This is a genomic window from Mycobacterium sp. shizuoka-1 (genome assembly GCF_002723835.1).
Classification (GTDB): domain Bacteria; phylum Actinomycetota; class Actinomycetes; order Mycobacteriales; family Mycobacteriaceae; genus Mycobacterium.
Genome location: NZ_BEWG01000015.1, coordinates 111,476 through 127,697, shown reverse-complemented (window position 1 = coordinate 127,697; position 16,222 = coordinate 111,476). Strand labels below are relative to the sequence as shown.

Sequence of the window (16,222 nt, the reverse complement as noted above, 5' to 3'; positions counted from 1 at the left end):
TCGACTCGCCACCCTCCACCAGAACCACGAAAGAGCCTGTTAGAGAACATGTCCGCCACCCTCGCCGACCTGGCCGCGACGTCAGCAACGAAATTCATCCTCGCGCTGTTCGTCGACCTGCGCGGAAAGCCCTGCGCCAAACTCGTTCCCGTCGAAGCCGTCGACCTGCTGGCCACCGAGGGCGTGGGTTTTGCGGGATACGCCGTCGGGGCAATCGGTCAGGAACCCAAAGACCCTGACCTGATGGCGATTCCCGACCCCGCGTCGTTCACACCCGTGCCGTTCATCAAAGAAGGCCTGGCGATCGTGCACTGCGATCCGCACGTCGAGGGGCGGCCCTGGCCGTACGCTCCGCGGGTCATTCTCAAGTCGTTGATCCAGCGCGCCGCCGACGCCGGTTTCGAGCCGTGGGTGGGCGCCGAGGTCGAGTACTTTCTGCTGACCCGCGCCGCCGACGGCAGCCTGGTCACCGCCGACGCCGCCGACACCGCGGCCCAGCCTTGTTACGACGCCCGCGGCGTCACCCGGATGTATGACCACCTCACCGCCATCTCGACGGCAATGAATTCCCTGGGCTGGTCCAACTACGCCAACGACCACGAGGACGGCAACGGTCAGTTCGAGCAGAACTTCCAATTCGCCGACGCGCTGACCACCGCCGACCGGGTGGTGACGCTGCGCTATCTGCTGTCGATGATCGCCGCCGAGCGCGGCATGATCGCGACGTTCATGCCCAAACCGTTCGCCGACCGCACCGGCAGCGGACTGCATCTGCACCTGTCGCTGACCAGTGGCGGCACCCCGGTGTTCCCCGAAGACTCCGACGAACGCGGGTTGGGGCTGTCGAGCACCGCCTACGCGTTCATCGGCGGAATCCTCGACCACGCCTGCGCGCTGCAGGCGGTCGTCGGCCCCACGGTCAACTCCTACAAGAGAACCGGGGCGCTGACGACGGCCTCCGGCGCATCCTGGGCGCCCAAGCTGCCGACCTACGGTGGCAACGACCGGACCCACTACATCCGGGTACCGGACGCCCAGCGGGTCGAACTGCGTGGCGGTGACGGATCAGCCAACCCGTATCTCGCCATCGCCGCAGCACTGGGTGCGGGCATCGACGGTATCAAGCGCAGCCTCGACCCCGGCGCGATCGGTGGCACCGACGGCCGAACCGCGTTGCCGCCCACCTTGTTGCACGCCGTCGACGAGTTCGAGGGCGATCCGGTGATCACCGGCGTGCTCGATGCCGTCGGCGACGGGGTCGCCGCCTATTTCGCCGGGATCAAACGCGACGAATTCTTCGCCTACCACAGCGCGGTCAGCCCGTGGGAGGTCGACCGGTACCTGACCGCATTCTGATTCGGCCTGATTAGGCGAGGAAGGAACACCATGTGCGGGATCGTGGGTCTGCACCTACGCAACCCCGAGCTCTACCCCCGGCTCGGCGAACTGCTGACCGGCATGCTCTGCGAAATGTCCGACCGCGGAAGTGATTCCGCGGGGGTGGCCGTCTACGGGGATCCGCGATGGTCCCCGCCGGGGCAGGCCACCGTGTCGGTCCTCGACGTCGACGACAGCCCCGAGCAGCTGACCGCCGCACTCCATGCGGCGCTGGGCGGTGCGGTGTCGGTGCATCGAGTCGACGAGACGCTGCTGGTCTCGGCCGATGTCGCCGCCGAAACGCTGCACGCGGCGGTCACCGCCCACTACCCCCACGCGCTGATCGCCGGGTTTGGCGCCAATGTGGCCGTGCTCAAGGGTGTCGGCCATCCCCGGGCACTCACCGAGGCGTGGGGACTGGCGGACGCTGCGGGCTGGCAAGGTGTCGGACACACCAGAATGGCCACCGAGTCGGCGGTGATACCGGCCGGTGCCCACCCCTACGCGGTGGGCCCGGACCAGTGCCTGGTGCACAATGGCTCGTTCGCCAACCACGCCACCATCCGTCGCGACCTCAAGGCTGCCGGCGTCGCGTTCGACAGCGAGAACGACACCGAGGTCGGCGCCCGATTCGTGGCCGAGCAGCTGGCCAACGGACGCGACGTGGAGTCGGCACTGAAAGAGCTGTGTGCCACCTTTGACGGCTTCTACACCCTGCTGGTGTCCAACCACGATTCGTTCGCCGTGGTGCGGGATGCGATCGCCTGCAAGCCCGCGGTGATCGCCGAGACCGACGACTGGGTGGCGATGGGCAGCGAATACCGTGCGCTGGCCGGCCTGCCCGGGGTGGAGAAGGCCGCCATCTGGGAGCCCGAGCCCGAGGTGGTGTACGCGTGGACGAGATGACGACGTTCGACCTGGCGTCCACACCGCTGCGGGAGGTCAACGCGGCCCTGCACGCGCCGGGACTGTCCGGTGAGTTCGCGATCACCAACCCCGCCGGCGCACACAACGTCGCGGTGGGCATCGACGCCCCGGTCCGAGTCCGGATCGACGGCCACGTCGGCTATTACGCCGCCGGGATGAACCAGCAGGCTGAGGTGATCATCGACGGCAACGCAGGCACCGGCGTCGCCGAGAACATGATGAGCGGCACCGTCTGGGTCAAGGGCAACGCCTCCCAGTCGGCCGGCGCCACCGCGCACGGCGGCCTGCTTGTCGTCGAAGGCAACGCCGCGGCCCGTTGCGGCATCTCCATGAAAGGGGTCGACATCGTCGTGGGCGGCAGCGTCGGGCACATGAGCGCATTCATGGCCCAGGCCGGGCGGCTGGTGATTCGCGGCGATGCCGGTGAAGCACTAGGTGATTCGATCTACGAGGCGCGCCTGTATGTCCGCGGCGACGTCGCCTCGCTCGGAGCAGACTGCGTCGCCAAGGAGATGCGCGCCGAGCATCACGAGGAGCTCGGCCGGCTGCTCAAGGCCGCCGGGTTCGAGGACGACGACACCGGCGCCTACACCCGCTACGGGTCGGCCCGCCAGCTCTACCACTTCCACATCGACAACAGCTCGGTTTACTAAATGACATACACCCACGACGATCGCGCCCGCCTGGGCCTGCGCGAATCGGCCACCTTCGACCGCGCCACCATCGCCGGCATCCAGCGGGCCGCCGAGACGGGCATCTACGACATCCGCGGCTGGGGCGCCAAACGCCCACTGCCCCATTTCGACGATCTGCTGTTCCTGGGTGCGTCGATGTCGCGGTACCCACTGGAGGGATACCGCGAGCGTTGCGGTACCGATGTCGTCCTCGGCGGCCGGCACGCCAAACATCCTCTGCACCTGGAAATCCCGGTCACCATCGCCGGTATGTCGTTCGGTGCGCTGTCCGGCCCGGCCAAGGAGGCCCTGGGCCGCGGAGCCAGTGAGGTCGGCACTTCGACCACCACCGGTGACGGCGGCATGACACCGGAGGAACGCGGCCAGTCCAAATACCTGGTTTACCAGTATCTTCCGTCGCGCTACGGGATGAATCCCGACGACCTGCGCAAGGCCGACGCCATCGAGGTGGTCCTGGGCCAGGGCGCCAAACCTGGTGGCGGCGGAATGCTACTGGGCCAGAAGATCTCCGAGCGGGTCGCCGGGATGCGCACCCTGCCGGAGGGCATCGACCAGCGTTCGGCGTGCCGGCATCCGGACTGGACCGGCCCCGATGACCTGACCATCAAGATCAACGAGCTACGCGAGCTGACCGACTGGGAGAAGCCGATCTACGTCAAGGTCGGCGCCACCCGCACGTACTACGACGTGAAGCTGGCCGTGGCCGCCGGCGCCGACGTCGTCGTGGTGGACGGGATGCAGGGCGGTACCGCCGCCACCCAGGACGTCTTCATCGAGCACGTCGGCATCCCGACGCTGGCCGCGGTGCCGCAGGCGGTGCAGGCGCTCTCCGAACTGGGGGTGCATCGCAAGGGAGTGCAGCTGATCGTCTCCGGCGGCATCCGCACCGGCGCCGACGTCGCCAAGGCGATGGCGCTGGGTGCCGACGCCGTGGCCATCGGCACCGCCGCGTTGATCGCGCTAGGCGACAACAGCCCCAAGTACGCCGCCGAGTACGAGAAGCTGGGCAGTGCCGCCGGGTTCTACGACGACTTTCAGGACGGCCGCGACCCGGCGGGCATCAGCACCCAGGACCCGGAGCTGGCCGCCCGGCTGGACCCGGTGGACGCCGGCCGGCGACTGGCCAACTACCTACGGGTTCTCACGATGGAAGCCCAGACCATCGCCCGCGCCTGCGGCAAAGCGCATCTGCTGCATCTGGAACCCGAAGACCTCGTCGCGGTCACCATCGAGGCCGCCGCGATGGCCAGGGTTCCGTTGGCGGGCACGTCCTGGATCCCCGGGGCCGGCCTGTGACCGAGACGGCCGATGTGGTGATCGTCGGCGGCGGCATCGAGGGGTGTGCCGCAGCCTGGGCGCTGAGCCAGCGCGGCATCACTGATGTCGTTGTGCTGGAACGTAATACCGTCGCGTCGGGGATGACCGGCAAGTCCAGCGGGATCGTGCGCTGCCACTACGGGGTGAGCTCGCTGGCCGCGATGGCGACGGTAGGCCTGGAGGTGTTCGAGAAGGCCGAGGAGATTTTCGGAGACGACATCGGTTTCCGCCAAACCGGATACGTCGTCGGCGTCGGCGAACCCAACGTCGACGCACTGCGCAAAAGCATGGCCGCACAACGCGCGGTCGGCGTGCAGACCGAGGAGATCGACGCCGCCGAGGTGGCCCGGCTGTGGCCGTTCGCCGACCTGTCCCCGTTCGCCGCGTTCGGCTGGGAGTCCCGCGGCGGTTACGGCGACGCCTACCAGACGGCCCAGGCCTTCGCCGTGGCCGCCCGCGGTGCCGGTGTGCGCATTCGCCAGGGCGCCACCGTGACCGGCCTGCTCACCGACGGCGACACCGTCACCGGGGTGCAACTGGCCGACGGCACCCGGATCAGCGCGGGCACCGTCGTCGTCGCCACCGGGGTGTGGACCCAGCCCTTCCTGTCGCCCTACGGGATCGACGTACCGATCCGGGTGGTCCGCGAACAGATCGTGATGATCTCGCCCGGCGTCGAACTGGGGCCGGTACCGGTGTTCTCCGACCTGGTCTCGCTGCAGTACGTCCGCCCGGAGGTCGGCGGGGACGTGCTGTTCGGCAACAGCGACCTGTCCGATGTCGCCACCGCCGATCCCGACGACTACCTGAACCGGGCCACCGAGGAATTCGTGGACCTGACCGTCGACAAGGTCGGCACCCGTTTTCCCGGGTTCGCCGATGCGGCGATCACCACCAGCTACGCCGGGTGCTACGACGTCACCCCCGACTGGAATCCGGTGATCTCGGCCGGCGGGCGCGCCGGACTGTTCGTCGCCGCCGGCTTCAGCGGACACGGCTTCAAGATCGCCCCGGCGGTCGGCAGGCTGGTCGCCGACCTGGTCGTCGACGGCCGCAGCAGCGACCCGCGGATACCGGAGACCGACTTCCGGCTGTCCCGGTTCGCCGAGGGCGAGCTGCTCAAGAGCCCGTATCCCTATGTCGGCGCCGGGCAGATGCGATAGACACTGCGCTTGTGACCGATCTACTGCGCAACCAGTCGGGCACCGCCCGGGACCGCGACCCGCACGAGCCGGTCGCCGAGCTGGAATTCGAGGCCGCGATCGCCCACAACGTGCGGCTGCTGCGCCAGCAGCTGGGGTTGTCGGTGGCCGACATGGCGGCCCGGGTCGGCATCTCCAAGGCGATGATGAGCAAGATCGAGAACGCCCAGACCTCGCCCAGCCTGTCCACGCTGGCGTTGCTGGCCAAGGGCTTCGACGTTCCGGTGACCACGTTGTTCCGCGGCGCCGACGTCGAGCGGCCGGCGGCCTTCGTGAAAGCCGGCACCGGGGCCCGGATCGTGCGCACCGGCACCCGGGAGGGCCACGAATACCAACTGCTCGGCTCGCTGCGCGGCGAGCACAAGAGGCTGGAGTGCCTGCTGGTCACCCTGTCGGAGAAGAGCAAGACCTATCCGCTGTTCCAGCATCCGGGCACCGAGTTCATCTACGTGCTCGAAGGCGTCATGGACTACGCCCACAGCCGCTCGGTGTACCGGCTGCACCCCGGCGACTCACTGCAGATCGACGGGGAGGGCGCGCACGGCCCGGCGGACCTGATCGAGGTGCCGATCCGGTTCCTGTCGGTTATCGCGTTCCCGGACTCGCAGGTTTGACGGCGCGCGCCGACTTGCCCTGCGCCCCCGATGTCGCGTCGCGTCCGGCTGCCCCGGCGGGCTTAGCGGCCGCGGCGGGGCGCTTGGCGCTGCGCGCGGCGACAGACTTCTGCGGCACGGTGATCAACTGTGACCGGCGGCTCTGGCCGACTGCGGGGGTCTTGCCGGTCGCGGGCTTCTCGGCGGGGGTGGACTGCTGAGCGGCAGCCGGTTGCCGGGTTCCCGAGGCGGCGGGTGGCGTGATCTTCAGCGCGGTGGCGATCGCCGGTGCAATCTGCAGCAGATAGCCGAGCGGACCGGGGTTGATGAGGCCGAAGGCCAGGCTGAACACCGAGGTGGAGCAGCAGTTCAGGGTGACGTTGAGATAGTTGGCCGGGGCATCGATGAACGCCTGCAGCACGGTCTGCGGGGTCGACGGGTATTTGGCGGTGTCGGCAATCAACTGAGCCATCATCACACCCGGCGCGATGAACGGCCCGATGAAACTGAGCGGTGCCAGGAGCGCGAAATTGGCCACGGTGGTGCCGACCGCCACGAGGTGCTGGCTGATCGTCTTGGCGATCAGCGCGGGATTACCGCCATCCTGCCCTTGCAGCCAGCGCGCATAGACGCCGACGTTCTCGGCGATCTGGGAGAGGATCGGCGCGGGCGGATAGTTGACGAGAAGGCTGAGCAGCACTTGTAGGTTCTGGCTGGTGGTGGCTTCCAGGTCCTGCCAGGCGCCGGTGAGCACGACGGGTGCGGTGTGCGCGACCGGTGGCGGGTCGGCCGGCAGCGGGGCCACGGCGATGGTGGCGGCAGCGGTCATCGAGACCCCGGTGGCGAGCATGGAGCGAACGCTGAGTGGCACGAATTACTCCCGATCACGGCTTACGACGACGCCAATTTACCCTGCCAGCGAACTCTTGATGCCGGTATTGGGACTCCGATTCCGCCGCAGTGTTCGGGTCGGCGGCAGCGGAAAAGCCCAGATCGTGGGCGTGTCCGCGGCAGCTCGAAAATCCGCGCTTTGGTCCGCCGCCATCGCGGGAGTACAGTACGGACTTGTGCAGCGGGTGCTCCTTCTCGGACGCCGCGACGGGGTCTGATCCAGACCGGCCTCCCGTCGCGGGTGTTCGCGATGCGCCGGTCTGAAGTCCAATCCAAGACACCCGGAGCCCAATCGTGACCACCCATAAGCCGTCCATCGATTCCGTGGACGCCTACGTATCTGCCCGCACCATCACCACCCCCGCCGGTCCGCGCCGTGACGGTCAGCCGTCCTGGAACACCCAGCGTGCCTCGTCGATGCCGGTCGACCGGTATCGCCCGTTCGCGGCCGAGGTCGAGCCCGTCACCCTGGCCGACCGCACCTGGCCCGACAAGGTCATCGAGCACGCGCCGATGTGGTGCGCGGTCGACCTGCGCGACGGCAACCAGGCGCTGATCGACCCGATGAGCCCGGCCCGCAAGCGCCGTATGTTCGAGCTGCTGGTCAACATGGGCTACAAGGAGATCGAGGTCGGCTTCCCGTCGGCCAGCCAGACCGATTACGACTTCGTCCGCGAGATCATCGAGCAGGGCGCCATTCCCGACGACGTCACCATCCAGGTCCTGACCCAGTGCCGTGACGAGCTGATCGAGCGGACCTTCGAGGCCTGCCATGGCGCGCCGAACGTGATCGTGCACTTCTACAACTCGACGTCGATCCTGCAGCGGCGGGTGGTGTTCCGCGCCGACCGCGACGAGATCAAGAAGATCGCCACCGACGGCGCCCGCAAGTGCCTGCAGGAGGCGGCCAAGCACCCCGGCACCCGGTGGCGTTACGAGTACTCCCCCGAGTCCTACACCGGCACCGAACTGTCCTACGCCAAAGAGGTGTGCGACGCGGTTTCCGAGATCATCGAGCCGACGCCGGACTGGCCGCTGATCGTCAACCTGCCCGCCACCGTCGAGATGGCCACGCCCAACGTGTACGCCGACTCTATCGAGTGGATGAGCCGTAACCTGGCCCGCCGCGACTCGATCATCCTGAGTTTGCATCCGCACAACGACCGCGGAACAGCCGTAGCCGCAGCCGAATTGGGCTATCAAGCCGGGGCCGACCGCATCGAGGGTTGCCTGTTCGGCAACGGTGAGCGCACCGGCAACGTGTGTCTGGTGACGCTGGGGCTGAACATGTTCTCCCGTGGCGTGGATCCGCAGATCGACTTCTCCAACATCGACGAGATCCGCCGCACCGTCGAGTACTGCAACCAGCTGGGCGTCCACGAGCGGCACCCCTACGGCGGCGATCTGGTGTACACCGCCTTCTCCGGCAGCCACCAGGACGCCATCAACAAGGGTCTGGATGCGATGAAAGTCGCTGCGGATGAGGCTGATTCGGATGTCGACGACATCCTGTGGCAGGTGCCGTACCTGCCGATCGACCCCAAGGACGTCGGCCGCACCTACGAAGCTGTGATCCGGGTCAACTCGCAGTCCGGCAAGGGCGGGGTGGCCTACATCATGAAGGCCGACCACGGGCTGGTCTTGCCGCGCCGGCTGCAGATCGAGTTCTCCCAGGCGATCCAGAAGATCACCGATGGTGAGGGCGGCGAGGTCTCACCCAAGGAGATGTGGGACGCGTTCGCCGACGAGTACCTGGCACCGGTCCGCCCGCTGGAACGCATTCGGCAGAAGGTGATCGGCGCCGAGGTCGACGGCGGCACCGACGTCATCGAGGCCGTCGTGAAGATCGACGGCGTCGAGACCGAGATCAACGGCCGAGGCAACGGACCACTGGCCGCGTTCGTCGACGCGCTGGGCACCGTCGGCTTCGACGTCAGCGTGCTGGACTACTCCGAGCACGCGATGTCGGCCGGCGAGGAAGCCGCGGCAGCGGCCTACGTCGAGGCGTCCATCGGAGGTCGCACGGTTTGGGGTGTCGGCATCGCCACGTCGATCACCACCGCCTCGCTGCGGGCCGTGGTCTCCGCGGTGAACCGCGCCGCCCGAATCGGTGTGATCCCAACAACATAAGGAGTAGGCCATGGACTGGGGCTCGACATGGGATTTCCTGTGGCACTTCCTGATCATCTTCGCCTGGATCGCCTACCTGCTGGTGCTGTTCCAGATTCTGGTGGACCTGTTCTGGCGTGATCACACGACGTCCGGCTGGATCAAGGCCGTGTGGGTGATCTTCCTGATCGTGTTCCCCTGGATCACCGCGCTGATCTATCTGATCGCGCGCGGCCAGGGGATGACCGAACGCGCCAGGGAAGCGGCGCTGGCGGCCAAACAGGACACCGACGCCTACATCCGGGAAGCGGCGGGCCGGTCGCCGGCACAAGAGATCGAACACGCCAAGCAACTCCTGGACGCCGGGACCATCTCCCAGCAGGAGTTCGAGGCGCTGAAGGCCAAGGCGCTGCACTAGCCGCTGGTCAGCGGATGGCCGGGGCGCTGGTGGTGGTCACCGCCCCGGACACCATCGCCGGCGACGGCGGTGTGGGGGTCGGGAATTTCGACTCCTGCCCGGAATCGGCCGAGGTGCGGGTCGCCGTGGAGTCGCTCACGCCGGTGGTGACGGCGAATATCGCGAGCACCGCGATGGCCCCCACCCCGGCGGCCGAGGCCAGCCTGTTTTTCGTCATGACGGGACCGCCTTGTTCGCAAATAGTGGTGTGGGCCCAACTCGACGGTACCTCAACAGAATTCAGGTGTCCGCCGGCCTCAGGGTGTTGGGTCGGAACATACAGGACCCTCGGAGGGTCACTGGGCGCGCTGGATCAGCATGGCGGGGATGTCGGCGGCCGGTACCGGACGGCCGAAGAAGTACCCCTGTCCGATGTCGCAACCGTGCTCGGCCAGCCACGCCGCGGTCTCGGCGTCCTCGACACCCTCAGCGACCACGGTCATCCCGAGGTTGTGGGTCAGTTCGATGACGGCGCTGACCACGACCGCGGCCCTGGCGTCAGTGGCGACCGACGCGATGAAATGCCGATCGAGTTTCACCTCGTCGATCGGCAGATCACGCAGATAGCTCAAAGCCGAATAACCGCTGCCGAAGTCGTCGATGGCAACTCGGACACCGTCGTCGCGCAGCTGCTGCAGCACCCCGGCGACCCGGCCCAATTCGTCGAGGACCACGTCCTCGGTGATCTCGATGGTCAGCAGCCTGGCCGGCAGCCCATGCTCCTGGAGCACACCGCCCACCGTGACAGGCAGCCGCGCGTCACGCAGCAACGGCGCGAAAAGGTTGACCGCGACCGGGATTTCCAGTCCCGTCGACGACCATCGGACCGCGTCGTCGAGAACCTTCGAGAACACCAGGTCGGTGACCGGACGCATCAAACCGTGTCGCAAGATCAGTGGCAGAAATGCCGCCGGCCGAAGCACTTTCAGCTGCGGATGGGGCCAGCGCAGCAGCGCTTCCACGCCCGCGATCCGGCCGGTGCGCAGATCCAACTTGGGTTGGTAGACCATGTCGAGGCCGCCGCGCTCGATGGTGCGCCGCAATTCGCCGAGCAGCCGGACCTGCGCCGCCCCGGTGCCGACCGAACGGTCCTCGCTTCCCCCGGCCACCTCGTCGGCGCCGGGCTCGAGCATCGTCATCTCGGGAGTGAAGGTGTGCACGGTCGAATTGCGGGACCGTTTTGCGAAATACATCGCGATGTCGGCCCGCTTTACCAATTCTTCTGGTGAAAGGTCGGATTCGGCCGACGACGCGATCGCCATGCCGGCGCTCGGACGCATCAGGACGTCGTGGCCGTCGATGACGAACGGGGTGTCGAATGCGGCGATCACCCGCTCGCACACCAGATGTGCCTCGTCGACATCCCCCTCGAGCAGCAGCGCGAATTCGTCGCCACCGAGCCGGGCCACGGTGTCACCGGCGCGCACACGGTTCGCGATGCGCTCCCCCACCCGGATCAGCAGGCCGTCGGCGGCCGGGTGCCCCATGCTGTCGTTGATCAGCTTGAAGTCGTCGAGATCGAGCGACACCACGGCCACACAGCGATTGTCGCGGCCACGCAGGGCCATTGCGTGCGTGAGCCGATCCTGGAACAACGTGCGGTTGGCCAGTCCGGTCAACGGATCGCGCAGTGCCTGGTCGGCCGCGGCCGTCAGTAGTCGCCGGTTCTCCACGCCCGAGAGCACCTGGCGGATGCAGATGAGCGTCATCACGATCGGCACCAGAATTCGCAGCAGACCGGACATGACGATTGCCGGTGCAACGGTGCCGGCAACCAGAAGGGGCACATAGGGCAGCCACAGGACGATCGAGGATTGTGGCGAGTTCATCGTCGGCTGGGGTGGCCGCGGGCGGCGGCTCAGCAATGCGGCCGCACCGAAGCACCACATTCCCAGCACCCAGCCGATGCTGGTGATGTGCCCGGGGTGATACCGGTTGGCGCCCTGCAGGAAGGCGAACGTGATCCCGGAGAACGCCATGAGCGTGACCCCGCCCATGAGGAGCCACATCACGACGCTGTCACCTGCACCGGAGCGGACGACGAATACCATCACCCCGACGAACACGAACAGAATGAACAACGGGTACAGCAGCGCCCGGCCCTGCATCACGCTGTCCACTCCCCTGGCCTGGTAGACGTCGCCGAGCACGACCACCCACAACACCAGGAACAGCGAGGCGGCAACGATCAACGCGTCGAAGAGCAGCCGGGTGCGTGATCCTTGCATCGGTTCGGCCGGGAATTGCAGGAAGGCAACCGGCGCGAGCACCACGAAAATCAGGTAGAGGAAGTCCGCCGGCGACGGGAACAGGCTGCGCTCGACTACCAGCGTCAAGAACGCCCGCGTCAGCTCTCCCACGGTCCAGGCGACCAACGCAATCGCCATCGTGGTCCATGCGGTGCGGCTTCTGCCCTGAGCCGCACGGGCGGCGACCACGGCGCACCCCGTCGCCCACGCCCCGAATGCGGCGAAGGCCAATCCGTCGACGATCCGTACGGTGTTCTCGCCACCCCACTTGAACCCGAACCAGAGGGCGAGCACGACACAACAGAGCGCCGAGGCGAGGATCGGCAAAGCCGACCGTGGCCTGCTCATGCGATCTTCCACTGCATCACCACCCGGTGGACGATGCTAGCGAAGCCGCGGGTCAGAACAGGGCGAACTGCTGACCCTGGTCGACCGAGGGAACGAACACGTCGATCCCGGTGCCGTTGGCCACCGAATCGATCGACTCCATGAACTGCCGATCCGACACCACCGGCACTCCGAGCTCGCGCGCGAGGTACCCCTTGCCCTGTTCGGGCTTCTGGTCGTTGCAGATGACCAGCGAGGTCTGCGGGTCGACGGCATCCGCGTAGGCCAATCCGGCGTGGATGATGCGCTCGACGAGTTCCTCGTGGGTGCGATTGACCTCGGCGGACAACGCCACGCGCATGCCCTGGACCAACGGGCCGCCGCGGCGGTACGGCCCGGGATTCAGGTACGGGCACGGCATCCGCGAGGCCAGCATCTTCAACGGGCGCAGTTCGTCGTGGGTCACCCGGCCGTTGGGCCAGCGGCGCCGCGTGGCGGGGCGCACCGGCAGCCAGACCTCACGTTCGCGCGCCCGCTGCAGAGCCGGCGCGAGCACCCGCGACAACACCAGCGCGTCGTCGAACGCGTCGTGGGCGCGGGTCTGGGGCACCGACCAGTGCCGGGCCAGGGTCTCCAGCCGCAGGTTCTCCAGCCCGAGGTCCAGGCGGCGGGCCAGCTCGACGGTGCACATCACGGTATCCACCGGCAGCGCGGTGTCGGCCAGCTCGGCCTCCGCGGCCAGGAACGCGTAGTCGAACGCCACGTTGTGGGCGACCAGGGTGCGGCCGTGCAGCAGATCGACGACGTCGGGCGCTATATCGGCGAACGTCGGCTGATCCTCCAGCATCTCCGCGGTGAGGCCGTGGATGTGGGTGGGCCCGGGATCGACGCCGGGATTGAGCAGGCTGACCACCGAGTGCTCGACGCGCCCGTCGGGGTCCAGCGCCAGCGCGGCCAGGCTGATGATCCTGGCGTGACCGGGCCGAAAGCCCGAGGTCTCGACGTCGACCACGACCCAGCCGTCCCCCGGCTCGCGGGCGGGTCGACCCCAGGTGTGGCTCACACAGTCAGGATGGCACGCAGGTCCGACAGTGCCCGGGACATCGAATCCGTGTCGGCCGACCGCTCGTCGAGCACCTAAACTTGCGTTCCGATGCCCAGGCCGACGATGACATTGCGAGGGCGCGCCGCGCTGGCCGCCGGTTCCGCCGCGCGCTGGGCATCCCGGGTGACGGGTCGCGGCGCCGGCGCGATGATTGGTGGCCTGGTCGCGATGACCCTGGACCGCTCGATCCTCGGCCAACTCGGGGCCGGCCGGCGCACCGTGGTCGTCACCGGTACGAACGGCAAATCCACCACCACCCGGATGGTCGCCGCGGCGCTGGCCACAGTGGGACCGGTGGCCAGCAACACCGAGGGCGCCAACATGGACGCCGGGCTGGTCGCCGCGCTGGCCGGCAGCCGCGACGCATCGCTGGCCGCTCTCGAGGTCGACGAGATGCACGTCCCGCATGTCGCTGACGCCGTCGACCCCGCGGTGATCGTGCTGCTGAACCTGTCGCGGGACCAGCTGGACCGGGTCGGTGAGATCAACCACATCGAGCGGACCCTGCGAGCCGGGCTGGCCCGCCACCCCGACGCGATCGTGGTGGCCAACTGTGACGACGTGCTGATGACCTCGGCGGCCTATGACTGTCCCCGCGTGGTGTGGGTGGCCGCCGGCGGCGGCTGGGCCAACGACTCGGTGAGCTGCCCGCGCAGCGGCGAGGTGATCGTCCGCGACGGGGTGGACTGGTATTCCACCGGCACCGATTTCAAGCGGCCCAGCCCGCAGTGGTGGTTCGACGATACGACCGTCTACGGCCCCGCCGGTCTGGAGCTGCCGATGCGGCTCTCGCTGCCGGGAAAGGTCAACCGGGGCAACGCCACCCAGGCGGTGGCGGCCGCCGTCGCGCTGGGTGCGGATCCGGCCGCCGCGGTGGCCGCCGTGAGTGCGGTGGACGAGGTCGCCGGGCGATATCAGACGGTGTCGATGGGCGATCACACCGCCCGAATTCTGCTGGCCAAGAATCCGGCCGGGTGGCAGGAGGCGCTGTCGATGGTCGACCAGAGCGCCGACGGGGTGGTGATCGCGGTCAACGGACAAGTACCCGACGGTGAGGATCTGTCCTGGTTGTGGGACGTCAACTTCGAGCACTTCGAAGGCGTTCCCGTCGTCGCCGCCGGCGAGCGGGGCACCGATCTGGCCGTGCGGCTCGGTTATGCCGGTGTGCCACATACGTTGGTGCACAACACGATCGACGCGATCAACTCCTGCCCCAAGGGCCATGTCGAGGTGGTCGCGAACTACACCGCGTTCCTGCAATTGACCCGGACATTGGGGCGCATGCGATGAGTACGGTGCAGATCGGACTGGTGTTGCCCGACGTGATGGGCACGTACGGCGACGGCGGCAATGCGGTCGTGTTGCGCCAGCGGTTGCGCGCGCGCGGAATCGCCGCCGAGATCGTCGAGATCACGCTGGGCGATCCGGTGCCCGACTCGCTGGACCTCTACACGCTCGGCGGCGCCGAGGACTACGCGCAGCGGCTGGCCACCAAACATCTTCTGACACATCAGGGTTTGCAGCGCGCCGTTGCGCGCGGCGCTCCGGTGCTGGCGATCTGCGCGGCGATCCAGGTGCTGGGGCACTGGTATGAGACCTCGGCCGGGGAACGGGTCGAGGGGGTGGGACTGCTCGACGTCACCACGTCGCCGCAGCCGGCCCGCACGATCGGCGAGGTGGTGTCCACGCCGCTGGTGGACGGGCTGACCCAACCCCTGACCGGATTCGAAAATCACCGCGGTGGAACGGTTTTGGGCCCTGACGCGCGACCGCTGGCGGCGGTCGTCAAGGGCGCGGGCAACCGCGACGGTGACGGCTACGACGGCGCGGTGCAGGGCAGCGTGGTCGCGACCTACCTGCACGGACCGTGCCTGGCTCGCAATCCCGAACTGGCGGATCTGCTGCTGTCGCGGGTGGTCGGCCCGCTCGAGCCGCTACCGCTGCCCGAGGTCGAACAGCTGCGCCGCGAACGCCTCGCCGCGCCCCGCCGCGCGTAGTTTCCTGCGCCCAAACCGACATTACGCAGCGAAACCTCGAGTAAATCGCGCCATTTCGTCGATCTCGGCACCTCCTCGGCGCACATATGCCTCCCTCGCCCGCGCCAGAACTTCGGCCTGCCGGTCCTCAGCGATCACGCGAATCACTTCCCACCCGGCTCGTTCGACCGCGGGTAGACGTCGCAGGTCTCTGACGTATTGCCGCCGATCGGTGCGATGCTGGTCACCGTCGTACTCGAAGGCCAGCCGGATATCTCGGTAACCCATGTCCAGGTATGCGATCGGGGCGCCTCCGTCGACCACCGGGATCTGAGTTTCGGGCTTGGGCAGTCCGCCGTCGATCAGCAATAGGCGTAGCCAGCTTTCCTTCGGAGATTCGGCGCCCGCGTCGACCAACGGCAGGAGTTCGCGGAGCTGTCGCACGCCCCTGACCGGCCCATAGCGCCGGATGAGGAGGTCCACGCTTTCGGCGGAGAACGGCGCTGCTCGCATCAGCGCGTCCAGCCTGGCCAGAGCCGTTGCGCGCCTGGCGTACCGGCCGATTTCGAAGGCGGTGCGGGCCGGTGTCGTAACAGGAAGATCGGCAATCCTCACGACTTCATCGTCGGCAAAGCGGTCCATTCGGACGGTGAGCCCCACCTGCCTGCGCCGTTCCTCGACCAGCACCTCAATCGGTTCATCGTCGTCGACCCATTGCGCACCGTGCAGCGCTGAGGCGGCCGTGCCGGCGATGACGCCTGTGCGGTTGGTGTACAGCCAAGCCCCGAGTGCCCGGTCTCTCAACGACGGTGAGGTGTACTTCGGGACGTATACCCCTCGGTACAGCGGCCGGTACCAGCGGCGCAGATCGTGACGTGAGAGGCCACCGCCCAGTGCTTCCCTACCCAGAAAAACTTCGGTCATGTCGGCATCGTCGTCGCGGGGTCCGACAGCCTGCCGAGATCGACGAAATGGCGGAAGTTACTCGCACTTACGC

The 16,222-nt window shown here is 67.8% G+C and carries 15 protein-coding genes; 10 read left to right on the top strand and 5 right to left on the bottom strand.

The window, feature by feature from the left end:
* The first annotated feature begins 48 nt into the window (after nt 1-48).
* Genes glnT through MSZK_RS04340 form a run of 6 tightly spaced genes read left to right on the top strand, consistent with a single transcriptional unit; the run spans nt 49 to nt 6,132 of the window.
* Nucleotides 49-1,356, top strand: a complete 1,308-nt coding sequence (gene glnT / locus MSZK_RS04365) for a type III glutamate--ammonia ligase (RefSeq protein ID WP_099245197.1) — start codon at nt 49-51, stop codon at nt 1,354-1,356.
* Nucleotides 1,357-1,386: 30 nt separating this feature from the next.
* Entirely contained in the window at nt 1,387-2,283 is an 897-nt protein-coding gene (locus tag MSZK_RS04360) for a glutamine amidotransferase (RefSeq protein WP_099245195.1), read from the top strand.
* A complete protein-coding gene (locus MSZK_RS04355; RefSeq protein ID WP_099245283.1) occupies nt 2,280-2,957 on the top strand; it encodes a protein glxC in 678 nt (225 codons plus the stop codon). The genes MSZK_RS04360 and MSZK_RS04355 overlap by 4 nt, the downstream gene beginning before the upstream one ends.
* Complete coding sequence (locus MSZK_RS04350; RefSeq protein WP_099245193.1) at nt 2,958-4,295, top strand: FMN-binding glutamate synthase family protein; 1,338 nt, start codon at nt 2,958-2,960, stop codon at nt 4,293-4,295.
* Nucleotides 4,292-5,479, top strand: a complete 1,188-nt coding sequence (locus MSZK_RS04345) for an FAD-binding oxidoreductase (protein ID WP_099245191.1) — start codon at nt 4,292-4,294, stop codon at nt 5,477-5,479. The genes MSZK_RS04350 and MSZK_RS04345 overlap by 4 nt, the downstream gene beginning before the upstream one ends.
* Before the next feature lie 11 nt (nt 5,480-5,490).
* Nucleotides 5,491-6,132, top strand: a complete 642-nt coding sequence (locus MSZK_RS04340) for an XRE family transcriptional regulator (RefSeq protein ID WP_099245189.1) — start codon at nt 5,491-5,493, stop codon at nt 6,130-6,132.
* Here the strand turns inward: MSZK_RS04340 and MSZK_RS04335 are convergent.
* The gene (locus tag MSZK_RS04335; RefSeq protein ID WP_099245187.1) at nt 6,104-6,961 is read right to left on the bottom strand and encodes a hypothetical protein; all 858 of its coding nucleotides are present in this window, start codon (nt 6,959-6,961) and stop codon (nt 6,104-6,106) included. The two genes, MSZK_RS04340 and MSZK_RS04335, sit on opposite strands and share 29 nt — an antisense overlap.
* A gap of 356 nt (nt 6,962-7,317) precedes the next feature.
* Between MSZK_RS04335 and leuA the strand changes: the two genes are divergently transcribed.
* Together leuA and MSZK_RS04325 are read left to right on the top strand one after the other, a co-directional pair.
* Nucleotides 7,318-9,132, top strand: a complete 1,815-nt coding sequence (gene leuA / locus MSZK_RS04330; protein ID WP_199203190.1) for a 2-isopropylmalate synthase — start codon at nt 7,318-7,320, stop codon at nt 9,130-9,132.
* Between the two features lie 10 nt (nt 9,133-9,142).
* Nucleotides 9,143-9,529, top strand: coding sequence for an SHOCT domain-containing protein (locus MSZK_RS04325; RefSeq protein ID WP_099245183.1), 387 nt, complete (start codon nt 9,143-9,145; stop codon nt 9,527-9,529).
* Between the two features lie 7 nt (nt 9,530-9,536).
* On the opposite strand, the gene MSZK_RS04320 is transcribed toward MSZK_RS04325, so the two are convergent.
* The 3 genes from MSZK_RS04320 to MSZK_RS04310 form a co-directional block, all read right to left on the bottom strand.
* Entirely contained in the window at nt 9,537-9,746 is a 210-nt protein-coding gene (locus MSZK_RS04320) for a hypothetical protein (protein ID WP_099245181.1), read from the bottom strand.
* A 118-nt stretch (nt 9,747-9,864) separates the two neighbouring features.
* Nucleotides 9,865-12,165, bottom strand: a complete 2,301-nt coding sequence (locus MSZK_RS04315; RefSeq protein ID WP_099245179.1) for a bifunctional diguanylate cyclase/phosphodiesterase — start codon at nt 12,163-12,165, stop codon at nt 9,865-9,867.
* 52 nt (nt 12,166-12,217) lie between these two features.
* The gene (locus tag MSZK_RS04310; protein ID WP_099245177.1) at nt 12,218-13,207 is read right to left on the bottom strand and encodes a DEDDh family exonuclease; all 990 of its coding nucleotides are present in this window, start codon (nt 13,205-13,207) and stop codon (nt 12,218-12,220) included.
* Between the two features lie 90 nt (nt 13,208-13,297).
* Here MSZK_RS04310 and MSZK_RS04305 point away from each other — a divergent pair, with 90 nt between their 5' ends.
* Both MSZK_RS04305 and MSZK_RS04300 read left to right on the top strand, forming a co-directional pair.
* A complete protein-coding gene (locus MSZK_RS04305) occupies nt 13,298-14,539 on the top strand; it encodes a MurT ligase domain-containing protein (RefSeq protein ID WP_371411285.1) in 1,242 nt (413 codons plus the stop codon).
* Nucleotides 14,536-15,246 (top strand): type 1 glutamine amidotransferase, encoded by a 711-nt coding sequence (locus MSZK_RS04300; RefSeq protein WP_099245173.1) that lies wholly within the window; start codon nt 14,536-14,538, stop codon nt 15,244-15,246. The genes MSZK_RS04305 and MSZK_RS04300 overlap by 4 nt, the downstream gene beginning before the upstream one ends.
* A gap of 21 nt (nt 15,247-15,267) precedes the next feature.
* On the opposite strand, the gene MSZK_RS04295 is transcribed toward MSZK_RS04300, so the two are convergent.
* Nucleotides 15,268-16,149 (bottom strand): hypothetical protein, encoded by an 882-nt coding sequence (locus tag MSZK_RS04295; RefSeq protein WP_099245171.1) that lies wholly within the window; start codon nt 16,147-16,149, stop codon nt 15,268-15,270.
* Between the last annotated feature and the right edge of the window lie 73 nt (nt 16,150-16,222).